Here is a 19,688-nt window from a genome sequence, read left to right as displayed (position 1 = left end):
AAGCAATTCCGCAAAAGTCCAGTGCCGTTGAAATTTTCAAACGACAGCATTGGCAATAAAAAAGAGTTAATTACCCCCAATCAATCAAAGAGGGAACGAACCATGTCAGCAACAATCATTGTCGGAGTTGATGGAAGTGAAGCAGGCAACCGTGCTTTAGCCTACGCAAAACGACTCGCGACGTTAATCGGAAGCGAATGCAAACTAGAACTCGTTTGCGTGGTCGAATGGTCTCCTTATACATTCCAAACACCAGAAGAAAACTCCCATCGTAAAAAACAAAAACAGATTGAAACCCAAAACGCCCAAGAGCGCGTTATTGATCCCGCCCTAGCAGCCCTCAAAGAGGCGGGAATAGCCGCTTCTGGCGTAGTGAAATTTGGTAAAGCCTCCTCAATTCTCAATAACATTGCAGTCGAACACAATGCTGAACAAATTGTTGTTGCTCGCTCCACAGAGCAAGGTTTAAGTGCACGAGTTTTCGGCAGTGTAACCGCCAACCTCGTTATGAGCGCCAATGTCCCCGTAACGGTTGTCAGCTAAGGAGCATGATTATGCTAAAACGTCCCTATTTTCTTTTTATGTCTCTCATCAGCCTACTGCTTTTAACAGTAAGCTCAAGCGTACAAGCAGAAGAAAGCTCTGGTGGCATTGACGCCGTGGTCAATGAAATATTTGGTCATGCGACAGGGTGGTTTGTCAGCCTTATCTTTGCACCTTTTCCCGGAACGAGCTTTCCTTGGATTGTGCTTTGGTTAGTCACTGGAGCCTCCATCTTCACACTCTACTTCGGTTTTTTACAATTCCGCGGTGTGGGCCACTCTATTGCCTTGGTAAAAGGTGACTATTCCGACCCAAATGACGCAGGAGAAGTAAGCCATTTCCAAGCACTGGCCACCGCCCTGTCTGGAACGGTAGGTTTGGGGAATATTGCAGGTGTGGCGGTCGCGGTCTCTATCGGAGGGCCTGGTGCCACTTTTTGGATGATTCTCGCGGGCCTGATGGGCATGGCCTCCAAATTTACCGAGTGTACACTGGGGGTTAAATACCGTAATGAGTACAAAGATGGCAGCGTCTCTGGTGGGCCTATGTACTATATTTCCAAAGGCTTTAAAGAACGTGGTATTCCTGGCGGCCGGTTCTTAGCGGGTCTTTTTGCTGTATTTTGTATTTTAGGCTCACTTGGTGGTGGCAATATGTTCCAAGCCAACCAAGCCCATGCGCAATTAACCCAAGTCATTGGCAATTATCCAGGTTGGATTACCGGTGTGATATTTGCCGCACTTGTTTTTATTGTGATCGTCGGAGGGATCAAATCCATCGCACGTGTAACGGATAAGATTGTTCCCTTTATGGGAATACTCTATGTTGGCTCAGCCATTGTCATTTTAATCGTTAACGCGGACAAAATTGGCTGGGCATTTAGCCAAATATTTGCTGGCGCTTTTACTGGCCTTGGTGTGGCGGGTGGCATGGTCGGAGCCTTGATTCAAGGCTTTAAACGCGCAGCCTTCTCTAACGAAGCTGGGGTAGGATCAGCGGCCATTGCTCACTCCGCAGTACAGACAAACGAACCAGTTACCGAAGGGTTTGTGTCCTTGTTAGAGCCGTTCATTGATACTGTTGTTATTTGTACCATGACTGCTCTTGTCATCATCATTACAGGTCAATTGCTGCAAAATCCAGAAACAGGCATGTATATTTTGAACGAAGCGGGTACCGCCATTAAGACCGCTGATGGCTCTTCTGGTGTGGCGCTAACGTCTGCAGCTTTTGCTTCTGCGTTTAGCTGGTTTCCTATTCTACTGGCGGTTGCGGTTATTCTGTTCGCTTTTTCGACCATGCTCAGCTGGTCTTACTACGGTTTAAAAGCTTGGACCTATCTCTTTGGCGAAGGCAAACGAGCAGAGCTAACCTTTAAAACTCTGTTTTGTGTATTTGTTATCATCGGTGCTGCCGCCAATCTTGGCCCAGTGATTGATTTTTCTGATGCGGCTATATTTGCCATGGCAGTTGCGAACATCATCGGCTTGTACTTCTTAATGCCGGTTGTTAAGAAGGAGCTGACATCCTACCAAAAACGTCTAAAATCCGGTGAAATTGTTAAATATAAAGACCGCAAAAAGGCGAAAAAAGCCTAGCTTTTCTGACCCTTAACAAGACAAAAAAAAGACCAAATGACAATATCATTTGGTCTTTTTTTATTTAGGTCGTTGGCCGTTTTACTTACTAGGCGACGCCCCCTTCTTGCGAACGGCAGCCTTAAAAGAAGCCCAATGGATTAATGTCATAGCTTACCAACATGTTCTTCGTTTGTTGATAGTGCTCTAGCGCTAGTTTATGGGTTTCACGGCCGACACCGGATTTTTTATAGCCACCAAACGCCGCATGAGCAGGATATTGGTGATAACAGTTCATCCATACACGACCCGCTTCAAGATTACGCCCCATGCGATAAGCGAGATTGGTATCTCGAGTCCATACACCTGCCCCTAAACCAAACTCGCTATCATTGGCAATTGCTAGCGCTTCGGCTTCATCTTTAAAGGTCGTGATACTAATCACGGGACCAAAAATTTCTTCTTGGAACACGCGCATGTTATTTGTGCCCTTAAACATGGTTGGTTGAACATAGAAGCCTTTATCAAAGCCATCCATTGACTCAACACCACCGCCGATCAGAAGCTCTGCCCCTTCTTCTTTACCGATATCAATGTAACTTAGAATTTTATCAAACTGCTCTTGAGACGCTTGTGCGCCCACTTGGGTATCGGTATCTAGCGGATTACCCCGTTTAATGGTTCTGGTACGCTCAATTGCTAGGGCAATAAACTCGTCATAGATGGATTCTTGGATCAAAACACGAGAAGGACAAGTACACACCTCCCCTTGGTTAAAGAAGGCCAACACCATTCCTTCCACACATTTGCTAATGAAGGTTTCTTCTTGTTGCATAATATCGGCAAAATAGATATTAGGCGATTTTCCTCCCAACTCCACGGTAGATGGGATGATATTTTCAGCCGCACATTTCAGAATATGAGAGCCAACAGGTGTTGAACCCGTAAAGGCAATCTTCGCAATACGCTTACTGGTTGCCAGTGCTTGACCTGCTTCGGCACCAAATCCATTAACAATGTTTATCACGCCAGCGGGTAAAAGATCACCAATAATTTTCATCAGCTCTAAAATGGACGCTGGCGTTTGCTCTGCAGGTTTTAATACTACACAGTTGCCTGCGGCAATCGCTGGCGCTAATTTCCAAGCAGCCATCAATATTGGAAAGTTCCACGGAATAATTTGACCAACCACACCCAATGGCTCATGAAAATGATACGCCACAGTATTCTCATCTAACTCAGCAGCACTGCCTTCTTGGGCTCGTAAACAACCCGCAAAATAGCGGAAATGGTCTGCAGCCAGTGGAATATCGGCGTTTAAGGTTTCACGCACCGCTTTACCGTTATCCCAAGTTTCAGCTACCGCTAGTAGCTCTAAATTCTGTTCAATGCGGTCAGCAATTTTGAGGAGTAGATTCGAACGATTAATAACGGAAGTTTTGCCCCATGCCGCTCTTGCCGCGTGGGCAGCATCAAGCGCCAAGTTGATATCTTCTTCGGTAGAACGAGGAATACGACAAAAGACTTCACCAGTCACAGGGCTTATATTATCAAAGTATTGCCCTTTCACAGGGGGAACCCATTCGCCACCAATATAATTTCCGTATTCGGCTTGGAAAGAAACGACGCTACCTTCGCTACCTGGTTTTGCATAAATCATGATGATGTCTCCAATCTTGTTGTTTTTATAACGGTGTCTTTTCTCTTACCACTGTAGAAACAAGCGACCCACAAAGCTTGCCTGTGAGTCCATGATAGTTGTCTGTGTGTCCAATTTTTATTCAAGTTCTCTAGTTGACCCTAATGTCTATTGGGTAGATTATTAGTCTCAAACAAATCACGCCATACAAAAATAACCTGAGGTGTGCACATGACAAATGCAATGATCAATCCATCATTAACATGGCAAAAACGTTCGCCCACTCAACTGGTTGAAAACCGAGTGTGCTTTGCTGGAATAGACTCAGAACTCAGTATCTATGACACCTATGAACAGGCTAAAAAAGTCAGTTTAAAAGCGGATTCTTTGTTGTATTGTGGCATGGTGACGGGGGCTAAAGTCATGCATACGAAACGAAAAAGCGACATTGCTTTCTTGCCCCATGAATCGTTTATTTTAGCGCCCAATGAAGAAGTGTTTATCGATTTCCCAGAGGCGAATATAAACCGTCCCACAACCTGTTTGACGATTGCTCTGTCAAAAGAGCGTGTTGCGCAAATCAGCGATCGAATGAACGATACATGCCTTCCCAATCTAGCCGATAAAATCGCCGTCGATCCCAATCAACCATTACACACTCTGCATACTCAAGCGACACAACAAGTGATTGACCGCTTAACCAGTCACTTTATACAAAATGATCCTGACCGCGATTTGCTGGTGGATTTTGGGGTCAATGAACTTATTATGAGAATCTTACGCTATCATGGAAGAGAGGCATTATTGCGCTATACACAAACCACCCCTGATGCAACGGGGTTAACGTGTGTGATTAACTGGATCGAAGAGCATCTTGCTAGTCCCTTAGACATTGATGCTTTAAGCAAAATGGCCTGCATGAGTCGTAGCCGTTTTTATGATATATTTAAGCGACAGCTGGGCTGTACGCCATTGGAATATCAACACCAAAGACGCATGGCACAAGCCCACTTAAGGCTCAAAAAAGGGGCTACCGTCACACAAGTCAGCTTTGAATTAGGGTACCAAAGTTTGAGCCATTTTAGTCGTCGTTTCCATCAGCATTTTGGCATCTGCCCTAGTCAAATAGCTCAAACACGACTGAATTAACAAATAGACAGTCATGACGGTGCAAATTGCCATAGAAATGTTCGTTATTAGCTGTGTTCAATAGCGATTTGCTGGCTACGTTATACCACTCTTTAGTATATTAGCCGTTCGTCGTACCCAGTATTCGTTACGCTTAGGGAACCCTCCCCCTAGGTCTATTCACCTGTCTGTTAAGGTCAACATGCCTTCTTTATTCAAACATACCAACTTTGTTCATTATTGGATTGGACAAATTGCTTCATCCTTGGCTTTTCAAATGCTCACCGTAGGCATTGGCTGGCAAATGTACAACTTAACAAACAGCCCGATGGCACTGGGTTTGGTGGGATTATGTCAATTTCTCCCGCAATTAACCCTGACACTCGTCGTGGGCCATATGGCAGATCGCTATAACCGACGCCTTATTTGTGTTTTCAGCCGACTCATCATGACCATGACAGTGGCTGTATTGGCCATCAGCAACATAACGGATCATATTTCCGCCACCATTATCTACAGTTGCGCGGTCATGTTGGGAGCTGCACGCGCCTTTGAAATGCCTGCTAACCAAGCCATTCTTCCCAATTTAGTCCCGGAAGCTCTATTATCTCGTGCCATGAGCGCCATTGCCTCAGCCAGAGAAATTTCAGTCATTGCAGGACCTGCCCTCGGTGGATTAATTTATCTATTAGGGCCAACAACCTTATATTCCACCAGCAGTCTCTGTTTTTTGCTGTCCAGCGTGATCATGTTCTTTCTACACTATAACTTTGTTGTCAAAGCAAAAGCGCCAATTAATATGACCCATCTATTAGGCGGACTACGTTTTGTTCGCAACAATAAGGTTATTCTTGGTTCCGTATCACTGGATATGTTTGCGGTATTACTAGGGGGAGCCACCGCATTACTCCCGATTGTCGCAAAAGACATTTTGCATACTGGGCCTTGGGGATTGGGGTTATTACGCTGCGCACCAGCACTCGGTGCATTACTGATGTCAATTTATCTGTCACGTCGGCCACTTGAACACAGTGTTGGTAAAATTATGTTTGCCGCCGTCGCATCCTTTGGCGTGGCCACCATTTTATTTGGCTTATCTAGCACGCTCATCCTCTCCTTGGCTGCTCTCACCTTGATGGGTGCGTCCGATATGATCAGCGTTGTCATTCGTTCTACTTTAATTCAAATAGAAACCCCAGACGATATGCGCGGACGCGTCAGCGCGGCCAATTCAATCTTTATTGGTAGCTCAAATCAATTAGGAGAATTTGAATCCGGAGTGACCGCCGCATGGTTTGGAGTAGTACCAGCCATTTTGATTGGTGGTATGGGCACCATTGCCGTTGTCGGGATTTGGATGTATCTATTTCCTACCCTAGTACAACGTAACCGTTTGGAAAAAGACAACGCTTGAACCAACATCGACTCTATTTAAAGAGGCGTTTTTTCTTTTTATCGATTCGCTTCCAAGTCCAACTAGGTGGTTCGCCTTTCAACCAATAAATCAATAACAAGATCACAGTGACGATGCCAACTCCCACGCCCCATTCTTTCAGAGCAACTTTGGGGTCATAACTGACACTGATTGCCCCAACCATCGCAAAATAAATCACCAATACAGCCCAGCCTTGCCAAGCTGTTGGCTTCCCCCATCCCCAGCCATTTTTCTTAGCGGGAAACCACTTGTTTTTATGCTTCTTTTGCACTCGTACTTTTCCCTCAATTGGATGAATACCACGACAAACGATTAAGCCATCTGAATTCTGCTTTAAGCAACTCTAGCTCAAAACACCTAGTACAGAAAGCAAAAGAGTCTACACTGGGCAGACTCCGTAACCATTTACCAAACACGCAGAGCGATAACTATTGGCTCGATAAAAACTCACCACGAGTTTTGTCACTGCTCTTAAACAAACCGCCTAATGCGGTTGTTTGCGTAGAGGAACTCGCGTCCATCACTCCTCGAGCTTTAACGCAGTAATGCACGGCATCAATGCTGACGGCCACATTGTCGGTTTCCAACAAGGCTTGCAGTGTGACCAAAATTTGCTGAGTCAAACGTTCTTGTACCTGTGGACGCTGTCCGAAGAAACGCACAATGCGATTAATTTTCGACAAACCAATGATCTTATTTTTCGGCAAATAAGCCACCGTTGCCGTACCATCGATGGTCACAAAATGATGCTCACAAGTACTCGTAAAGCTGATATTACGCACCTTTACCATCTCATCGACTTTCATCTTGTTTTCTATGACAGTGATTTTTGGAAAATTCGCGTAATCAAGACCAGAGAAAATCTCACGCACATACATTTTGGCAATGCGATGTGGCGTTTCCGCCAGACTGTCGTCCGTTAAATCCAAACCTAACGTGCCAACAATATCTTCAAAGGCGTATTTTATTCGCTGATACTTCTCTTCAGAGGTTAAACCGTTATCAATCATCGGCGTCTCAAGACCACTCTTAATAAGAGCATCACGCACTTTGCGCGCCTCTTCTGTAAGCCCTAGACCACTCACTTTTGTTTGTTCTGCTACAACAGATTTCATATCAATGTCCTACGTTGCTGTATCTTGTCAGATGACACGGAGGCGAGTTGATCGACCCCAGCTAGACGACTCTTTACAGTCGCTAAACAAGGTGCCTACCTCCATCTAGCGACAAGGTTCTCCCTGTCATATAGCGATTTTCTAAAATGTACCTTACCGCCAACACGCCTTCTTGCTCACCCGGCTCTTGATGTAAAAGTGACTTATTCAAAGCCTTCTGACGATATTCAGCATCGTCTTCTGGATTAAACATCAAAAGAGAAGGTGCAATAGAATTCACGTTGACTAATGGCGCAAAGCGCTTAGCAAAAGAGCAAGTCAAGTTGGCAAGACCCGCCTTACTCGCCGCATAAGCAATATGCTTACCACTACCTTTTTCAGCCACATAATCTGTCATATGAATTATATCGGCCTTTCCTTCACGCACAGAGCCTGCAGATAATAAAGCTTCGAATGCCAGATTCATACGATAAGGCGCAAATACATGCACATACCACATTCTTTCCATTAATTCGCTGGGATCTATATCCTCTGCCTCAGACTGCCAATCGGATGCATTATGAATAATCCCTCTCAGCTTATTATAACGTTGCTGAATTTGTACGATGAACTCATCCACGCCAGATTGAGTAGAAAAGTCAGCTCGAATACAATGTACCCCTAGCTCTTCAAGTTCTACAATGCTAGGTTTATGGCGTCGGTAAGTAATCACCACCTGATGGCCGTCTTCGACCAAAGCTTTTGCACAGGCTAATCCCAATCTCTGTGCGCCACCTGTAATAATAATTGGCACGTCATGTATCATGTAAGTCCATTCCCATTGAGTAATATTTGTGAGCCACAGAAAACCATATTACCAATATCATAGTATTCTTAATAATAAGCTTACGGATAATAATGAAAAAAAGATCATCCATTCTCTTAAAATGTGTCTAGTTGCCTAAAAATTAAACTAGAATAAAGAATCTTCCATCGTATTCTCTGCACATGCCGGGCACAGATAACACATCACTTGCTAAAGAAAAAAGTTAATGGATACCATGCAGAACAGCATAGCAAAAAAAAGTTACCTGAATGAATGAGTTCTATCTATCAACATCATAGAAAGGAAAAGAACAATGAATAGTCAGCCTCCACAGCACCTGAATGATTATGGCATCCCTCAAGAGGCGTTTGATTGGTACGATGAATATGCCCACGGCGACATTGACCGACGCACTTTTTTATCGAGACTCGGTACATTGGGTATCGCAGGGATGTCCTTGTCCGTCATTGCGGGGGCATTAACACCCAACTATGCCTTAGCAGAGCAAGTCTCTTTTAATGACCCCGACATTACCGCCAGCTACCTAGAGTTTGACAGTCCAGCCGGATACGGTAAAGGACGTGGTTATTTCGTGGTACCAAAGGGCGTTACTCAGGACAACCCCGCGCCTGTCGTTTTGGTGGCCCATGAAAACCGGGGACTCAACCCTTATATCAAAGACGTCGCTCGACGCTTGGCAAAAGAGGGATTCGTTGCCTTTGCACCTGATGCATTATTTTCCATTGGAGGCTATCCAGGCAACGATGACGAAGGAAGAGCCATGCAAAAAACCTTAGACGGCAGTAAAATAGAAAAAGATTTTATGAGTGCGGCGGTCATGCTAAAGCAGCATTCTCTGAGCTCTGGCAAACTTGGTATGGTGGGGTTTTGTTACGGAGGGTATTTAACCAATACAGTGGCCGCCTTTATGCCCGATACGCTGGATGCAGGCGTACCTTTTTATGGCACACCCGCCACCTCCCATCTTGAACAGATTCGGGGGCCGTTAATGCTGCACTTTGCAGAACTCGATAAACGCGTCAACGCCACTTGGCCAGACTATGAAAGAAGCTTAAAAGAAAACAAGGTGAACTACACGGCCTATACCTATCCCAAGGCAAATCATGGGTTTCATAACGACTCAACGGCACGTTATCAAAAAGACAACGCAGAGCTAGCTTGGTCACGAACAATTGCCTTTTTTAAACAACATTTAGCAGCCTAACAATCTAACCCTAAACACAAAAATGCCCGAGAGATCATCGGGCATTTTATCATTGATTCATTTTAATGATGTTTATCGGAAGATTAATTACCAAACCCAATAACATCATCAAGAGAAAGACCTTGTTTGTCCATCATCAAACGCAGCTTACGTAACGCTTCAACCTGAATCTGTCTGACGCGCTCACGGGTTAAGCCGATTTCTGCCCCAACATCTTCCAGTGTACTTGGTTCATAACCTCGTAAACCAAAACGTCGCGCAATAACCTCACATTGCTTGTCATTCAGTTCATTTAACCAACCTTCAATGCTCTTTAAGACATCCCCTTCTTGGCGGTCCTCTTCTGGCCCTTGGTGGTTGGTGTCGGCAATCACTTCCATCAAGCTTTTATCATTATCGTCGCCGCCACCAATGTAAGAATCAATAGAGCTAATACGCTCATTTAACCCCAACATTTTTTGCACATCTGCAACAGGACGATCCAGCATTTCCGCTATTTCCTCAGGGCTTGGCTCATGATCCAGTTTTTGCGTCAATTCACGTGCCGCACGCAGATAGACATTCAATTCTTTTACCACATGAATCGGCAAGCGAATCGTACGTGTCTGGTTCATAATCGCCCGCTCAATGGTTTGACGAATCCACCAAGTTGCATAAGTAGAGAATCGAAAACCACGCTCAGGATCGAATTTTTCAACTGCTCTGATCAAGCCGAGATTCCCTTCTTCAATCAGATCCAATAAAGACAAACCTCGATTCAAATAACGACGTGAAATTTTCACCACTAAACGTAAGTTACTGACAATCATACGTTTACGAGCATTTTCATCGCCTTTCAAGGAAAGACGCGCAAAATACACCTCTTCTTCCGCTGACAACAAGGGAGAAAAACCAATTTCACTCAAGTAAAGCTGAGTCACGTCTAAGCTTTTGTTGGATTCATCATTGGCATAGCGAGCATTCACTGCAGAATCAAAATCCTCATCGCTGTTATCGTCCTCAATGCCTTCAATATCATCATCCACCAAATCTAGATCGAAATCTAAATTGGCGAGTGTTTGAGCTGTTTTATTTGTGTTTGTATTTACTGTTTTCATTTTTATCCCCTCCTCGCCCAGCGTGAATTATTATTGTCTGGGAAGTATTTTTAGTGGATCCACAGGTTGACCATCACGCCTAATTTCGAAGTGCAAAAGAGGCCTATCATTACCCTTGCCACCGATAATAGCCAAAGCATCGCCCGCCTTCACATGCTGCTGTTCCTTGACTAAAATTCGTTCGTTGTATGCGTAGGCACTTAGGTAAACATCGTTATGTTTCACTATCACAAGGTTCCCATAACCAATTAAACCACTGCCTGCATATACAACTGTTCCGTCGGCAACTGCTTTGACCAATTCGCCTTTTTGCCCTTTGATGTCTATACCTTTACTACTAACGCCGTTACTTGAAAAGCCCTTTACAACTTTACCGACGAGAGGCCACTGCCAAGAAGTCACTTTTTCAGAGTTTTGTATATTCGAAGAGGAATTTTTTTCAGGGATATTCACCTTTTTTTGCAGGGTAATATCTGACGGAGAAACGCTCGGGACGGGGGCGGTTTTCGCCACGACTCGTGATCTAGAAGAGGATCGACTAGACTGAGAAGAGGCGCCATTGGCCACGACAGAACCTCGCACCTCTAACCAGATTTTTTGCTTAGGATAAATCGTATAGGGAGGACGGATATGATTTAAAGCCGCCACCTCTCGGTAATCTTTGCCATAGCGAAAAGCAATAGAAAACAAGGTCTCGCCACGACTGACTCGGTGGTAGCCAGAACGAGGTACAGGAGACACCGAGGCATCATTAGCACTGTAAGAGCCTGTGTTTTCATCTGGGAAGTTAATCACTTGATAAGCACAACCCGATAGAGAAAAACACAATAGTATAACCCACTTTATTCTCCAATCTGTAATACGGGTGATACCACCTTTAGACTCAAACTTATTAATAACCAATGTCCTCTCTTACCATCTTAACCACCCTATTGCTAACACTCAGATACATTTGACTTTATTTGTCCGCGTTTCGTAAAAAAATGTAAGAAATGAGAAAAACAATCATAAAGCCGATAATCATAAAACCAATGGGCAGTAATAAGTCCGTCGTTAGATGATACGAACTGGTGTGCCAAGGAAGAATTAAATGCTCTTCAACAGGAAATTTTTTACTGCCTATTTGTGTCCAAGAGTCCACCACTTTCCAAGGCCATACCTTCACCAATGCCCCCACCATAATACCTATTAAAGCAGACAGAGTGAGCGACTTAGCATGCTCCAATAAATATTGCAGAACCTTTGAAAAACTCAGTAGACCAGCTAGCGCCCCCACGGCAAATACTCCAATCACTGCAAAATTGAAATCTTTCACAGCGCCAAGAATAAAACCGTACATTCCCATCATTAACAGTAAAAAACTTCCAGAGATGCCTGGTAGGATCATCGCGCAAATGGCAATGAAGCCAGAAAAGAACACCATTGAGTAAGTAGTACTGACTTGAATTGGCACAACCAGTGACAGAGAGGCACCAATGGCTATGCCCAGAACCAGCGTCAAGAAATGACGGAAAGAAAAGCGCTCTAGGTGCCCAATCAAGAAATAAGCCGATGCTAGGATCAAACCAAAGAAGAAGCTCCACACATATTCAGGATACGTCGCCAGTAAATGCGTTATCAGTCCCGCAATACCGACAATACTGGTGGCGATACCGGCCCCTAAAGGCAACAGAAACGCTCCATCAAAATGACGCCATAATGCTTTAATATCGCCTTTTATCAGCATAGTAAGACTTTGTTTATTAACGCCGCTAAGGGCGGCAATCAGGCGATCATACACACCTAAAATAAACGCAATGGTTCCACCCGATACACCTGGGATGACATCCGCCGCCCCCATCATGACACCACTCATATAAATTTTAAGCCATTTAGGCATAGACTTTTCCTTCCAATAAGGGAACAAAATGAGCCACTTCAATCGCTAAGCGCTTCCAGCGGTCTCCTTCTTTTCGCCAACAACCAATTTGTGGTGTAGGCTGATTAATCGGCATAATTAATATACCGTTTTCTTTTAGGCAATTGGTTAATGCAACCGGAACTTTACTCACCATTGCCGTAATAATGACAGCATCCATGTCAATTTTTTGTGGCCAACCAGCTTGACCATCGCCAAACAAGTACTCCACATTGTGAATCCCCATCTTCTCAAGCCGTTGTCTGGCAAGCTTATGAAGAATTTCCTGTCTCTCGATGGTGTGCACTTTATTAAAAAAGTGCGCCAATATTGCCGTTTGGTAACCTGACCCAGTGCCGACTTCCAACACTCGACCAAGACGCGCGTATTCCAGTAACCATTGCGACATTCTTGCCACTGTCAAAGGTTGACTAATAGTTTGATTACGACCAATAGGTAAAGGCGTAGCGGAGTAAGCAAGATGGGAAAAAGCAGGTTCAACAAATTTTTCTCGAGGGATATCCCCCATCTTAGCCAGTAATGCCGGATGGTGAATACCCTGTGATTTCAGCTGTTGTAACATCTGAGAGGCGCGTGACTCAGTATGCTTAATCAGCCCATTGAGATTGTGTAGACTCATAGATCAAAAGAACGAACCCAAGCATCTAATGGCTGTTTTGCGTCATAACACGTCATGTCAGTATGGATAGGGGTAATGGAAACATATCCTTCTTGCACCGCGTGGAAATCCGTCCCTTCTGAAGCATCATGAGGCTCAGATAAAGCGCCAATCCAAAAACTTGGTAAACCTCTTGGGTGTTGTGCACTAATTGCTTCTTGCGCACGCTGACGATACCCTAAACGTGTCACTTTAATCCCCTTTAACTCACTATAAGGCACATCAGGTACATTAATATTCAGCAAAATACCAGGGGCAAGGGTTAGACTCTTAGCATCGTCTAAGAGTTTCATAACAACTTCAGCCGCCGTCTCAAAATACGTGCTTCCCACTAAAGAAACTGCCAAGGCTGGTTGGCCAAGATGCCGAGCTTCCATTGCTGCCGCTACAGTACCTGAGTAAATCACATCATCCCCCAGATTGGCGCCATGGTTGATACCAGAGACCACTAGATCCACCTGTCCATCAATCACCCCCGACAAGGCTAAATTCACACAATCAGTCGGTGTCCCATCCACTCGGTAGTATTTATCAGTTACTTTAGTGGGTTGCACTGGGCGCGTTAGTGTTAACGAGTTACTCGCACCACTACGATTACGGTCTGGAGCGACCACTAAAATATCGTATTTTTCTTGTAATGCTTGCGCTAAAGTATTAATGCCGACAGCATCAATCCCATCATCATTGGCGATCAATATTCTCATGGTATTTCTCAGCTGATTTGTCTGTTACATGTATCATTTCGCGTAAAATACTGGTGGCGAAACATCCTTTAGACAGGGAAAACTCAACAATGAGTTGAGTCTGTTCGTTGGGCTTTTCAAGCAATTCCCAGGCCATCTCAGTCGGCATCAGTCGCGCCAAGCGGCTCTCTCGGCTTAAGCCAAAGTCAATTAAGGCCTGCATTAACTCCCCTTCTTGGCGAACGGATTCGATGATAACCGCTTCTCGCTGTGTTCCTGTGCCATCTTGCCAACCTTCGCAAATCAATGGCAGAACGGGATGCACGTTACCTAATACCGCTTGTAAATGCATCGACGCCGTCATTTCTTTCAAGCGAAACTGCTCATCACGTCCTTGATATTGGACAATATCGCCATCACACAATCGACACCACATGCCATTTCTAACCTGAGCACTCAGCGCTTCATTGAAGAACCAAGAGCGAATGGCAGATAACCAAAAACCTTCTGTTTTAGAAAGCTTTCTTTTGCTTTGCCGCCCTTTGAGCACAAAGGGTTTGCCATTATGCAAATTATTGCCGTTAATACCAAAGCGCTGCGCGCCATAATAATTCGGTACACCACTCATTTTAATCAACTCAAGTCGGCTTTTCAGATCCTCCAAATCGCCTTTGATGTCGCGAATGCGCAGCACAAAACGATTACCAACATGGGCACCTGTGCGCAATTTCTTCGAATGACGGGACTGTGTGATCACCCGAACCTTTTCAGGTTCACGGAATGCTTCTTGAATATTGGTTAAATCCGGTTCTTTGTTAATCATATGCAGACAGAACCATTGGCGAGTGCACGCATGACGATCTTTCACGCCGCTATAAGTGACTTTATTCGCAGCGATACCCGCCATTTGCGCTAAGCGCTTAGCTAAGAAATCCGTATTAATGCCTTGCTTCTCGATAAAAACAAAATAAAACTCCCCATGACCATCAGGCTCAAATCCCAACTGCTCTTCCACAAAAAAATCTTGTACTGTGGTTTTTAAATCGCCCGTCACTTTGGGGGTGGACCAGGCGTACTCCCATTGGGTATTCATTCACTACCTACTTTGCAATTGTATTCTGGTTGGGTCCATCACATCATGCAAAACATAAGATGATGCTATTTGCTATTAGCAGATTATGCGGGCTGGTAAATAAGCGCTACCGCTTCCACAGCAATGCCTTCTTTGCGTCCCGTAAAACCGAGCTTTTCTGTCGTCGTTGCCTTCACATTGACCGCCCCGATATCGATTGAAAGATCCTCTGCGATATTCGCCCGCATCGCATCGATATGCGGACGCATTTTGGGCGCTTGAGCAATAATGGTCACATCGACATTACCAACGGAAAAACCCATTTTTTGAATTTCTTGATACGCTTTTTTCAATAACAATCGACTATCCGCGCCTTCAAAAGCCGCATCAGTATCCGGAAAGTGTTTCCCTATGTCGCCTAATGCCGCTGCGCCTAGTAGTGCGTCGGTTAAAGCATGCAACACCACATCGCCATCGGAGTGAGCAATCAGACCTTGTGAGTAAGCAATGCGTTCTCCGCCTAAAATAATGTGATCACCTTCCCCAAATTTATGCACATCAAAGCCATGACCTATTCGAAAAGGCATCATGATGATTACTCCTATCCCTATTGACTGATTGAGTGGATATTATGTGATACAAGCGCTTCTGCGATGAGTAAATCTTCAGGAAAGGTCACTTTGATATTGGTGCTTTCTCCTAGCACAAGATCAGGCTGCCATCCAGTATACTCCATCGCAGAACATTCATCGGTAATCGCCACACCTTGCGCTTGAATATTCCGTAACGCCTGTAGCAAATCACTAGCAGGAAACTTCTGTGGCGTTTGAGCCAGCCAGATACCATCACGGTCAATCGTGGCTTGTATCTTACCATTGGCTTTTTGTTGCTTAATCGTATCCCGCGCTGGCATCGCCAAAATAGCCCCTTGGGCTCCTTGATGCTGAATAATGCGCTCTAATGCACTTTGGCTTAATAATGGCCTTGCGGCATCATGCACCAACACATCCTGCTCAGCGACCTGTTGAACTTGCGATAAATATTCCAATCCCTTTAATACGGTATCGGAACGCTCCATACCTCCTTGATAAGTAAACACACGAGGGTGACTGACCCATGAGGAGTCCGCCCAGTACCCATCGAGCTCTCCAAGCCCAACCGCAACGCCTGCTATCATCGGGTGGTTCACAAAAATGGCCACGGTACGATCCAAAATGGTTTTGCCCAATAGTGGGATATATTGCTTAGGGCAATCAGCCTTCATTCGCTGGCCAATGCCAGCAGCGGGAATAATAACCCAAAGAGGTTGTATCATTTGTCAACTATCCGATAAAACACTTCGCCGTCTTTAATATATTGAAGATCCGTACGGATATGTTCCTCTACGGCCTCTTCACCAGAACGAAGATCATCTACTTGTGCTCTAAGTGCCTCATTACGCTGCTTAAGATGCAAATTCACACGCTCCTGATAGGCAATTTGTTTCGCCAATTCTTCTTGGCGCTTCACACCTTGATCACCGTAGTACAAATGATAAGACTGATAGCCAATAGCTAAGGCAAACAAGGCAAATAATAAACGTGGCATAACGCCCTCAGCAGATAACAAAACGAGTCCTTATTATCGAAGGATTTCGCTAAAAACAAAATAAAAAAGGGAGAACAGAGTCCTCCCTTTTTTAAGTTTTTACAAATTATGCCTGACCTTTAATCTCAGACAAACCTTTATACGGCGCTTTACCGCCTAATTGCTCTTCAATACGTAGCAATTGATTATACTTAGCCACACGATCAGAACGGCATAGAGAACCCGTCTTGATTTGACCTGCTGCTGTGCCGACAGCCAAATCGGCAATTGTGGCATCTTCTGTTTCACCAGAACGGTGAGAGATCACAGCTGTATAACCTGCATCTTTCGCCATTTTGATTGCTTCCAATGTTTCGGTCAAAGAGCCGATTTGGTTGAATTTGATCAAAATAGAGTTGGCTATACCGTTGTCGATACCACGTTTTAGAATCTTCGTATTGGTTACGAACAAATCATCACCTACTAATTGGAGTTTATCGCCCAATAGTTTTGTTTGGTGTGCAAAGCCGTCCCAATCAGACTCATCAAGACCGTCTTCAATAGAAACGATGGGGTACTGGTTAGCAAGATCCTGCAAGAAAAAGTTAAACTCTTCTGAAGTGAATTTCTTACCTTCACCTTTAAGATCGTAGATGTTGGCCTCTTTGTCATAGAATTCAGACGCGGCACAGTCCATCGCCAAGGTAATATCTTTACCAAGTTCATAACCCGCTGCCGCCACCGCTTCTTTGATAACCGCAAGGGCTTCAGCATTTGACGCAAGGTTCGGAGCAAATCCCCCTTCATCGCCTACAGCGGTGCTCAAACCACGAGCACTGAGTACTTTTTTCAGAGCATGGAAGACTTCTGCACCGTAACGCAATGCTTCGCGAAAATTAGGCGCACCGACTGGCTGAATCATGAACTCTTGAATATCAACGTTGTTATCAGCATGCTCACCGCCGTTGATGATATTCATCATTGGAACTGGCATAGAAAACACGCCAGGTGTGCCATTGAGATCAGCGATATGTGCGTACAAAGGCACTTTTTTCGAAATTGCAGCGGCTTTAGCGGCCGCTAAAGACACTGCTAAAATAGCGTTTGCGCCAAAAGTCGATTTGTTTTCTGTGCCATCAAGCTCGATCATAATATGATCAAGTTCTTTTTGTGCTGCGGCATCCTTACCGATTAACGCATCACGGATAGGACCGTTGACGGCAGCAACCGCTTTTAGAACACCTTTACCCAAATAACGGCTTTTATCGCCATCACGTAATTCTAAAGCTTCACGAGAACCGGTAGAGGCACCAGAAGGTGCACACGCTGAACCTACTGAGCCATCAGCCAAAATGACATCGGCTTCAACAGTAGGATTACCACGAGAGTCCAAGACTTCTCTGGCTTTGATATCAACGATCTGACTCATAACAAACCTCTTAAAATAAATGAAAAATCACAAACTGCCTGTTTGCTCGACTTATTTTTCTTTACCTGCATGTTTCAATGCTGCGTGAACAAAGGCACTAAACAGGCCGTGTCCGTACCTAGGAGTAGACGTAAATTCTGGATGGAACTGACAAGCAACAAACCAAGGGTGATCGGCAATTTCCACCATTTCCACCAAAGAGTTGTCTTCTGAACGACCGGAGATCGTCAAACCAGCTTTTTCCAACGCTTCAACGTAGAAGTTATTTACTTCATAACGATGACGATGACGCTCTGTAATCACCGCTTGACCATAAGCTTCAAAAGCTTTTGTCCCTTCGACTAGATTACAGTTTTGCGCGCCAAGTCGCATCGTCCCACCTAGATCGGATTCCTCTGACCGGATTTCTTTGGAACCCTCTGCATTGGTCCATTCGGTGATCAGACCAACAACTGGGTTCTCTGCTTTTAAATTAAACTCTGTACTGTGCGCACCAGCAAAGTTAGCCACGTTACGAGCATACTCGATAACGGCAACTTGCATCCCTAGACAAATCCCCAGATAAGGGACTTTATTCTCACGAGCGTACTTAGCAGTGGTAATTTTGCCTTCTACACCACGCTCACCAAAGCCGCCAGGAACCAATATGGCATCCATACCGTTGAGTATGTCCGTGCCGTTTTCTTCTATTTTCTCAGAATCGATGTAGTGCAGTTTTACCTTAGTTCTAGCATGAATACCAGCATGGTCCATGGCCTCGATTAGAGATTTATACGCATCCAGCAACTCCATGTATTTGCCCACCATGGCGATGTTGATCTGCTTCTCTGGGTTCAATTTTGCTTGCGTTACTTTATTCCAGATACTTAAATCTGGCATGTCACAATCTAGATTGAAACGTTCCACAATTAAACTATCCAATCCCTGATCATTAAGCATCTGAGGAATACGGTAAATAGTATCAGCATCAGGAAGGGAAATAACGGCTCGTTCTTCTACGTTCGTGAACAATGAAATTTTCTTGCGCTCAGGCGCTTCAATGGACACTTCAGAACGGCACACCAAAATATCGGGCTGAATACCAATAGAACGCAGCTCTTTAACAGAGTGCTGGGTGGGTTTCGTTTTGGTCTCGCCAGCGGTACGGATGTACGGCACCAAGGTCAGGTGCATAAACAAAGCACGGTGTGACCCCACTTCGACTTTCATCTGACGCACCGCTTCCAAGAAAGGCTGAGACTCAATGTCACCGACCGTTCCGCCAATTTCGACCAAGGCAATATCCGCACCTTGAGCTCCTGCGATAACGCGTCGTTTGATTTCATCTGTAATATGAGGAATAACCTGAACCGTTCCCCCTAAGTATTCACCACGACGCTCTTTCTTCAGAACATGCTGATAAACACGGCCCGTTGTGAAGTTGTTACGCTTGCCCATTTTAGTAGATATGAAACGTTCGTAGTGACCAAGATCAAGGTCAGTTTCTGCGCCATCTTCTGTAACGAAGACTTCGCCGTGCTGGAAAGGACTCATGGTGCCGGGATCTACGTTGATGTATGGATCCAATTTAAGCATGGTGACCTTTAGTCCACGTGATTCAAGGATAGCAGCCAAAGAGGCAGCCGCTAAGCCCTTACCAAGTGATGAAACCACGCCGCCGGTGACGAAAATATATCGTGTCGCCATGAGTATTTAACCCGCCTTAAAATATGAAAAAGTGACATTTAATGATGAAAGGAATTACCCCTTCAGGACGGGAGGATATAATAGCATCGCCAGCCAGTTGGCTCAATGTAAA

At 44.8% G+C, this 19,688-nt stretch carries 20 protein-coding genes; 5 read left to right on the top strand and 15 right to left on the bottom strand.

Annotation, left to right across the window (positions count from 1 at the left end; translation table 11 throughout):
* The first annotated feature begins 102 nt into the window (after positions 1-102).
* On the top strand, positions 103-543 hold the full coding sequence (locus JHD45_RS01650) for a universal stress protein (protein ID WP_199474426.1): 441 nt from the start codon (positions 103-105) through the stop codon (positions 541-543).
* Between the two features lie 11 nt (positions 544-554).
* Positions 555-2,141: an alanine/glycine:cation symporter family protein gene (locus JHD45_RS01645; protein WP_233407498.1), complete on the top strand. Its 1,587-nt coding sequence runs from the start codon at positions 555-557 to the stop codon at positions 2,139-2,141.
* Positions 2,142-2,262: 121 nt separating this feature from the next.
* Here the strand turns inward: JHD45_RS01645 and JHD45_RS01640 are convergent, their stop codons facing one another.
* Positions 2,263-3,780 (bottom strand): aldehyde dehydrogenase family protein, encoded by a 1,518-nt coding sequence (locus JHD45_RS01640; RefSeq protein WP_199474425.1) that lies wholly within the window; start codon positions 3,778-3,780, stop codon positions 2,263-2,265.
* 210 nt (positions 3,781-3,990) lie between these two features.
* Here JHD45_RS01640 and JHD45_RS01635 point away from each other — a divergent pair, with 210 nt between their 5' ends.
* Positions 3,991-4,908 (top strand): helix-turn-helix domain-containing protein, encoded by a 918-nt coding sequence (locus JHD45_RS01635; RefSeq protein WP_199474424.1) that lies wholly within the window; start codon positions 3,991-3,993, stop codon positions 4,906-4,908.
* A gap of 181 nt (positions 4,909-5,089) precedes the next feature.
* Positions 5,090-6,301 (top strand): MFS transporter, encoded by a 1,212-nt coding sequence (locus tag JHD45_RS01630; RefSeq protein WP_199474422.1) that lies wholly within the window; start codon positions 5,090-5,092, stop codon positions 6,299-6,301.
* A gap of 13 nt (positions 6,302-6,314) precedes the next feature.
* On the opposite strand, the gene JHD45_RS01625 is transcribed toward JHD45_RS01630, so the two are convergent.
* The 3 genes from JHD45_RS01625 to folM form a co-directional block, all read right to left on the bottom strand.
* Entirely contained in the window at positions 6,315-6,593 is a 279-nt protein-coding gene (locus JHD45_RS01625) for a hypothetical protein (protein ID WP_199474420.1), read from the bottom strand.
* A 157-nt stretch (positions 6,594-6,750) separates the two neighbouring features.
* The gene (folE, locus tag JHD45_RS01620) at positions 6,751-7,437 is read right to left on the bottom strand and encodes a GTP cyclohydrolase I FolE (protein WP_199474418.1); all 687 of its coding nucleotides are present in this window, start codon (positions 7,435-7,437) and stop codon (positions 6,751-6,753) included.
* Between the two features lie 82 nt (positions 7,438-7,519).
* Positions 7,520-8,242, bottom strand: a complete 723-nt coding sequence (gene folM, locus JHD45_RS01615; protein WP_199474416.1) for a dihydromonapterin reductase — start codon at positions 8,240-8,242, stop codon at positions 7,520-7,522.
* A gap of 313 nt (positions 8,243-8,555) precedes the next feature.
* On the opposite strand from folM, the gene JHD45_RS01610 reads away from it, so the two are divergent.
* Positions 8,556-9,467, top strand: coding sequence for a dienelactone hydrolase family protein (locus tag JHD45_RS01610; protein WP_199474414.1), 912 nt, complete (start codon positions 8,556-8,558; stop codon positions 9,465-9,467).
* Between the two features lie 83 nt (positions 9,468-9,550).
* On the opposite strand, the gene rpoS is transcribed toward JHD45_RS01610, so the two are convergent.
* The 11 genes from rpoS to JHD45_RS01555 form a co-directional block, all read right to left on the bottom strand.
* Complete coding sequence (rpoS, locus tag JHD45_RS01605; protein WP_199474412.1) at positions 9,551-10,564, bottom strand: RNA polymerase sigma factor RpoS; 1,014 nt, start codon at positions 10,562-10,564, stop codon at positions 9,551-9,553.
* 30 nt (positions 10,565-10,594) lie between these two features.
* Positions 10,595-11,467 carry a peptidoglycan DD-metalloendopeptidase family protein gene (locus JHD45_RS01600; RefSeq protein WP_233407497.1) on the bottom strand — a complete coding sequence of 291 codons (873 nt, stop codon included), beginning with the start codon at positions 11,465-11,467 and terminating at the stop codon, positions 10,595-10,597.
* Positions 11,468-11,522: 55 nt separating this feature from the next.
* Entirely contained in the window at positions 11,523-12,443 is a 921-nt protein-coding gene (locus tag JHD45_RS01595; RefSeq protein WP_199474410.1) for a DUF368 domain-containing protein, read from the bottom strand.
* On the bottom strand, positions 12,436-13,101 hold the full coding sequence (locus JHD45_RS01590; RefSeq protein ID WP_199474408.1) for a protein-L-isoaspartate(D-aspartate) O-methyltransferase: 666 nt from the start codon (positions 13,099-13,101) through the stop codon (positions 12,436-12,438). Before JHD45_RS01590 ends, JHD45_RS01595 begins: the two co-directional genes overlap by 8 nt.
* Positions 13,098-13,844: a 5'/3'-nucleotidase SurE gene (gene surE, locus JHD45_RS01585; RefSeq protein WP_199474406.1), complete on the bottom strand. Its 747-nt coding sequence runs from the start codon at positions 13,842-13,844 to the stop codon at positions 13,098-13,100. The genes JHD45_RS01590 and surE overlap by 4 nt, the downstream gene beginning before the upstream one ends.
* A complete protein-coding gene (gene truD, locus JHD45_RS01580) occupies positions 13,822-14,916 on the bottom strand; it encodes a tRNA pseudouridine(13) synthase TruD (protein ID WP_199474404.1) in 1,095 nt (364 codons plus the stop codon). The genes surE and truD overlap by 23 nt, the downstream gene beginning before the upstream one ends.
* Positions 14,917-14,999: 83 nt before the next feature.
* A complete protein-coding gene (gene ispF, locus JHD45_RS01575) occupies positions 15,000-15,485 on the bottom strand; it encodes a 2-C-methyl-D-erythritol 2,4-cyclodiphosphate synthase (protein ID WP_199474402.1) in 486 nt (161 codons plus the stop codon).
* 17 nt (positions 15,486-15,502) lie between these two features.
* Complete coding sequence (gene ispD / locus JHD45_RS01570) at positions 15,503-16,210, bottom strand: 2-C-methyl-D-erythritol 4-phosphate cytidylyltransferase (RefSeq protein WP_199474400.1); 708 nt, start codon at positions 16,208-16,210, stop codon at positions 15,503-15,505.
* The gene (locus JHD45_RS01565) at positions 16,207-16,482 is read right to left on the bottom strand and encodes a septum formation initiator family protein (protein ID WP_199474398.1); all 276 of its coding nucleotides are present in this window, start codon (positions 16,480-16,482) and stop codon (positions 16,207-16,209) included. Before JHD45_RS01565 ends, ispD begins: the two co-directional genes overlap by 4 nt.
* Before the next feature lie 106 nt (positions 16,483-16,588).
* A complete protein-coding gene (gene eno / locus JHD45_RS01560) occupies positions 16,589-17,890 on the bottom strand; it encodes a phosphopyruvate hydratase (protein WP_199474396.1) in 1,302 nt (433 codons plus the stop codon).
* A 51-nt stretch (positions 17,891-17,941) separates the two neighbouring features.
* On the bottom strand, positions 17,942-19,576 hold the full coding sequence (locus JHD45_RS01555) for a CTP synthase (RefSeq protein ID WP_199474394.1): 1,635 nt from the start codon (positions 19,574-19,576) through the stop codon (positions 17,942-17,944).
* Between the last annotated feature and the right edge of the window lie 112 nt (positions 19,577-19,688).

Source organism: Marinomonas spartinae, assembly GCF_016461715.1.
Lineage (GTDB): Bacteria > Pseudomonadota > Gammaproteobacteria > Pseudomonadales > Marinomonadaceae > Marinomonas > Marinomonas spartinae_A.
The sequence above is the reverse complement of the archived record's forward strand: the minus strand, read 5'-3'. Positions and strand labels throughout refer to the sequence as shown.

What these genes read in the sequence shown, in the direction of transcription:
- JHD45_RS01650 (WP_199474426.1), top strand. Translation starts at nt 103, where the DNA reads ATGTCAGCAACAATCATTGTCGGAGTTGATGGAAGTGAAGCAGGCAAC.
- JHD45_RS01645 (WP_233407498.1), top strand. Translation starts at nt 555, where the DNA reads ATGCTAAAACGTCCCTATTTTCTTTTTATGTCTCTCATCAGCCTACTG.
- JHD45_RS01640 (WP_199474425.1), bottom strand. Translation starts at nt 3,780, where the DNA reads ATGATTTATGCAAAACCAGGTAGCGAAGGTAGCGTCGTTTCTTTCCAA.
- JHD45_RS01635 (WP_199474424.1), top strand. Translation starts at nt 3,991, where the DNA reads ATGACAAATGCAATGATCAATCCATCATTAACATGGCAAAAACGTTCG.
- JHD45_RS01630 (WP_199474422.1), top strand. Translation starts at nt 5,090, where the DNA reads ATGCCTTCTTTATTCAAACATACCAACTTTGTTCATTATTGGATTGGA.
- folE (WP_199474418.1), bottom strand. Translation starts at nt 7,437, where the DNA reads ATGAAATCTGTTGTAGCAGAACAAACAAAAGTGAGTGGTCTAGGGCTT.
- folM (WP_199474416.1), bottom strand. Translation starts at nt 8,242, where the DNA reads ATGATACATGACGTGCCAATTATTATTACAGGTGGCGCACAGAGATTG.
- JHD45_RS01610 (WP_199474414.1), top strand. Translation starts at nt 8,556, where the DNA reads ATGAATAGTCAGCCTCCACAGCACCTGAATGATTATGGCATCCCTCAA.
- rpoS (WP_199474412.1), bottom strand. Translation starts at nt 10,564, where the DNA reads ATGAAAACAGTAAATACAAACACAAATAAAACAGCTCAAACACTCGCC.
- JHD45_RS01595 (WP_199474410.1), bottom strand. Translation starts at nt 12,443, where the DNA reads ATGCCTAAATGGCTTAAAATTTATATGAGTGGTGTCATGATGGGGGCG.
- JHD45_RS01590 (WP_199474408.1), bottom strand. Translation starts at nt 13,101, where the DNA reads ATGAGTCTACACAATCTCAATGGGCTGATTAAGCATACTGAGTCACGC.
- surE (WP_199474406.1), bottom strand. Translation starts at nt 13,844, where the DNA reads ATGAGAATATTGATCGCCAATGATGATGGGATTGATGCTGTCGGCATT.
- truD (WP_199474404.1), bottom strand. Translation starts at nt 14,916, where the DNA reads ATGAATACCCAATGGGAGTACGCCTGGTCCACCCCCAAAGTGACGGGC.
- ispF (WP_199474402.1), bottom strand. Translation starts at nt 15,485, where the DNA reads ATGATGCCTTTTCGAATAGGTCATGGCTTTGATGTGCATAAATTTGGG.
- ispD (WP_199474400.1), bottom strand. Translation starts at nt 16,210, where the DNA reads ATGATACAACCTCTTTGGGTTATTATTCCCGCTGCTGGCATTGGCCAG.
- JHD45_RS01565 (WP_199474398.1), bottom strand. Translation starts at nt 16,482, where the DNA reads ATGCCACGTTTATTATTTGCCTTGTTTGCCTTAGCTATTGGCTATCAG.
- eno (WP_199474396.1), bottom strand. Translation starts at nt 17,890, where the DNA reads ATGAGTCAGATCGTTGATATCAAAGCCAGAGAAGTCTTGGACTCTCGT.
- JHD45_RS01555 (WP_199474394.1), bottom strand. Translation starts at nt 19,576, where the DNA reads ATGGCGACACGATATATTTTCGTCACCGGCGGCGTGGTTTCATCACTT.